General features: G+C 49.0%; 2 protein-coding genes. Both read left to right on the top strand.

Annotated features, from left to right (window positions below; translation table 11 throughout):
• Window positions 1-735 precede the first annotated feature (735 nt).
• Entirely contained in the window at window positions 736-1,719 is a 984-nt protein-coding gene (rhuM, locus tag QZP87_RS12360) for a RhuM family protein (RefSeq protein WP_291323230.1), read from the top strand.
• A gap of 230 nt (window positions 1,720-1,949) precedes the next feature.
• Entirely contained in the window at window positions 1,950-3,704 is a 1,755-nt protein-coding gene (gene csx30, locus QZP87_RS12355) for a type III-E CRISPR-associated protein Csx30 (protein WP_291323229.1), read from the top strand.
• Window positions 3,705-3,863 lie beyond the last annotated feature (159 nt).

Raw genomic sequence — 3,863 nt, 5'->3', positions numbered from 1 at the left:
GTGCGGAGCACTTGTGTGAAGCCTGGATGCTTCCTGTGCCGGAGAAGATTTTTTTGGCACGGGCAGCCGTGGGCTGCACACAGGCGGCTCTGCCGCTCACGGTTGGGGAGTAATGTCTGTCATGACTGCCAAGCAGGCAACCCCTTGCAGGACTCTATATTCTTTAAAACCGTGTGTGCGGAGCACCTGTGTGAAGCCTGATGGCTTCCCGTGCCTAAGAAGATCTTTTTGGCACGGGCAACTTCGTTGCACACAGGCTGCTCTGCCGCTCACGGTTGAAGAGCGGTGCCTGTCCTGCAGGGTGTCTTGCCTGGCAGGCTGCCTGGACTCTTTAAAACCGTGTGTGCGTAGCACCCGTGTGAAGCCTGATGGCTTCCCGTGCCTAAGAAGATCTTTTTGGCACGGGCAACTTCGTTGCACATCCCAGTGAAACCAGCTACGCTGAAACTACGTTTGTTTCATCACGCCAGGGGCGTGACAGGCGGTCGGCTCTGCCGCTCACGGCTGGGGAGTACGCCTCAAGTCTATTCCCGGTGGCGATTGCTGGCACCCCTTGAATGGTTACTTGAACTTTTATAAAGCACGAGAAAGGCGGGTTGGCAACATTCAGCCTGTTTCTTTTCAGGGTGTTTTGGTGGTTTCATTCTCGGAAGAGCTGAAAGACTTGAAAAAAATGTGGCATGGGGTCTGGAAAAGTTTTTGGTTGCGGAATGTTGTCACTGGCAAGGTGTTGAAATGAAATCAGATCTTGGTGAAGTTATTCTGTACCAGTCCGAAGAGGGAAAATGCGCCATTGAGGTCTGTCTCAAGGATGAAACCGTCTGGCTCACTCTGAATCAGATGGCGGAACTTTTCGGACGAGACAAGTCAGTAATTTCCCGTCACTTACGTAATATTTTTCATGAGGGCGAACTATTCAGGGAGGCAGTTGTTGCAAAAAATGCAACAACTGCCTCTGATGGTAAAACATATCAGATTGATTATTTCAACCTGGATGCCATCATTTCCGTTGGCTACCGGGTAAATTCTAAACGCGGCACCCAGTTCCGAATCTGGGCCACGCAGGTTTTGAAGAATCACCTGGTACTGGGCTACACCCTCAATCAGCGGCGTTTGGCTGAGAAGGGCATAGACGAGCTGAAGCAGGCCCTGGCATTAGTGGCCAATACCCTGGGTAACCGCGAACTCATCAGCGATGAGGGCCAGGCTGTGCTGGAGGTGGTTGGTCGCTATGCCCGCGCCTGGCAGCTTCTTCTTCAATATGATGAAGAGCGCCTGTCTGTTCCCGAAGCACGACATGGGGTCAGGGTCAGCCTGAAAACAGAAGATGTGCGGCAGGCTATTGCCGCCCTGAAAAAGGAATTAATGGCCAGAGGCGAAGCGACTGACTTCTTTGGACAGGAACGTGGTCATGGTCTTGAGGGAATCATTGAGGGCATAGATCAAACCTTTGGGGGCCAGGAACTGTATCCTGATGTGGAGAGTAAAGCTGCCCATATTCTATATTTTGTGATCAAAGATCATCCCTTTATTGACGGCAACAAGCGGATCGCTTCTTTCCTTTTTGTGCTTTATTTGCAGCAAAATGGCCTGGAAGGCGAAAAAAGCTTCGACGATCGCGCTCTGGTGGCGCTGGCCCTGCTTGTCGCAGCCAGCGAGCCGGGGCATAAAGATTTGCTGGTGCGGTTGATTATGAACTTGATTACAGAGGAAAAATAAATATGTCCGATCCCGACATATTCCGGGGCTGCCTTGCTGGCCTGGAAGCCGGTGATGTTGTGGGCACTGCCGTGGAGTTCATGCCCAGTGATTGCTTATCCTGTCAATCTATGCCTGCCACGCGTCTTTGGCGTGGTTAATCCTGTCTAAGGCCTGCCACGCGCTTCGCGTGGTTATTGTTTTTTGTGACAGGGTTTCAGGAGTAAGCCACTAAAAATGAGTATCAATCAATGATGGAAACTGAGCTGCACAGCACAACAAAATCTTTCCTGGAATGGGGGCGTCTGTCACTTAGTCAACATACCGGGGAACGTGATTTTCCAGACGGCCTTGAAAAGAGCATACTCGCTCATGAAGACCTGGGCCGTGAGTTCCGCAATGACCTGGACAAGATAATAAAAGCAGCCCGGGAAGCTTTAGACTTTCTCAATAAGCCGGAGTTGTTGAGACTGACTGATGATGACCTCTCCTGGAATCAAGTCATTGAAGCCTTTGACAGGCTGGACCAGCTGGTCCAATTTATGGAAGCCACTGAAAAGCTTCTTCCTCACAATAACCAACAGCTCGCAGATGAACTGCTTAAAATTGCAGCAGATGCATATGAGCAGGTCTCTGAATTTTTCTTTTCCCCTGAATTTTCCAGCCTGAGGCTTACGGTATTCCAGGAGCACCGGAGAACGGTCCTGCAAGATATCCACCCTGAAAACCATTATCTTTTTCCCTGGTATGATCTATACAGCCATGTTGATCCTGATGCCCTTCCCCTTATTGCAGAACATATCAGTGATCCTGAAAACCTGCCCCAGGATATTAAAAACGAACTGCCTGCCTTTCTTGCTGATATTCAAAACGATAAGGTGCTGCGTGACTATATCCGAGAGCAGCACTTGGCTTTAAAGCAGTTGGAAAAAATGATCGAAACTCACTGGTCCCTGCGTCTTTTGAGATTTGTGGAACAGATAAACCTGGACAAAATCCTGCCCGAAATGGTCGAACAAAAAGGGGCGGCCAGACTCAGCCGGTCTCTTCAGCAAAGCTCTACACTGTCAGTCCAGGACAGGTTTGCCCTGGGCCTGTCAGCGGCCCTTTTTGCTCCTGACATCAAGGAAACAGAGCGACTAAAACTGCTTGAGCAGTGTGAAAAAACTTTTGATAGTATCAGGGAAATTCAAGGTCCTGAGAACTTGTCCGGCAGAGTGATTCAAAGGCTTAATGAACTTAAGCTTGGCAGACTCAGCATTGAAGAGGCGGTTCAAGCAGTTCTTGATTACTGGATTGACCAGCTGAACACTGTCCATGCAGAAGAGCGGAAAAGCAAGGCGGATATGGCAGACCTGGCAAGAAATGTTTTGCGGATTGAAGACATAGACGATACAGAAAGCAATAAAGACATTCAACAAGGTAAATATACCAGGGATCAAAGACACACGGCAGGGTCATGGACCGACAAACTCAAAAGCTGGCTGGGCAAACCAGTGGTCCTTGTTCCTGCCCTGGCGGTTATTCTGGTCATGATCTCTGTTCCGCTCATTATGCGCCAGCAGGACCCAATGCACATGGACCTTGAAATGCTTGTGTACCAGGCCCACCCTCTAATAACCCGTTCAGATGAGCCTGAAACCGTTATAACCAAAGAATCCGGAGCAGTACTGTCAAGTCAGGACTGTTTTCAACTGCTCTTCACTCCAACCAGAGACGTCTATGCCTACCTTTTGCACCAGGATACGCAAGGACGGGTTACCAAATATTTTGAAGGCAAGCTGGAAAAAAACCAAACCAGAACTTTTCCTGATGAAGACTCTCGAGCCTGTTTTACAGAAGAGTCAGGTTCGGAAGTTTTTTATCTGGTTTATTTTGATGAAGCTGTTGATGGTTTTGAAGGTCTGGCCGCCCGGCTGTCTGAGGTAGAAGGCCCGCTTGAACAGGAAATTCTAGATAAATTTTCAGACGCGCAAATTGAACAGTTTATCTTAAGCTATAACTAACGCGGACTTTGCCCGCAACCCAATAAAGAAAAGAGCTATTTGACAGGATTAACCACGCCAAAGACGCGTGGCAGGCATAGATTAAGAGATGGATAAAGAAAAAAATCATTTTGTCCTGGCTCCCAGTTTAATGCCCTTCGGGCTTGCTCTGCGAGCAAT

It is taken from the genome of Desulfonatronospira sp. (assembly GCA_003563255.1).
Lineage (GTDB): Bacteria > Desulfobacterota > Desulfovibrionia > Desulfovibrionales > Desulfonatronovibrionaceae > Desulfonatronospira.
The sequence above is the reverse complement of the archived record's forward strand: the minus strand, read 5'-3'. Positions and strand labels throughout refer to the sequence as shown.

Excerpts from the sequence above, each read along its gene's own strand:
- rhuM (WP_291323230.1), top strand. The coding sequence starts at position 736 with ATGAAATCAGATCTTGGTGAAGTTATTCTGTACCAGTCCGAAGAGGGA.
- csx30 (WP_291323229.1), top strand. The coding sequence starts at position 1,950 with ATGATGGAAACTGAGCTGCACAGCACAACAAAATCTTTCCTGGAATGG.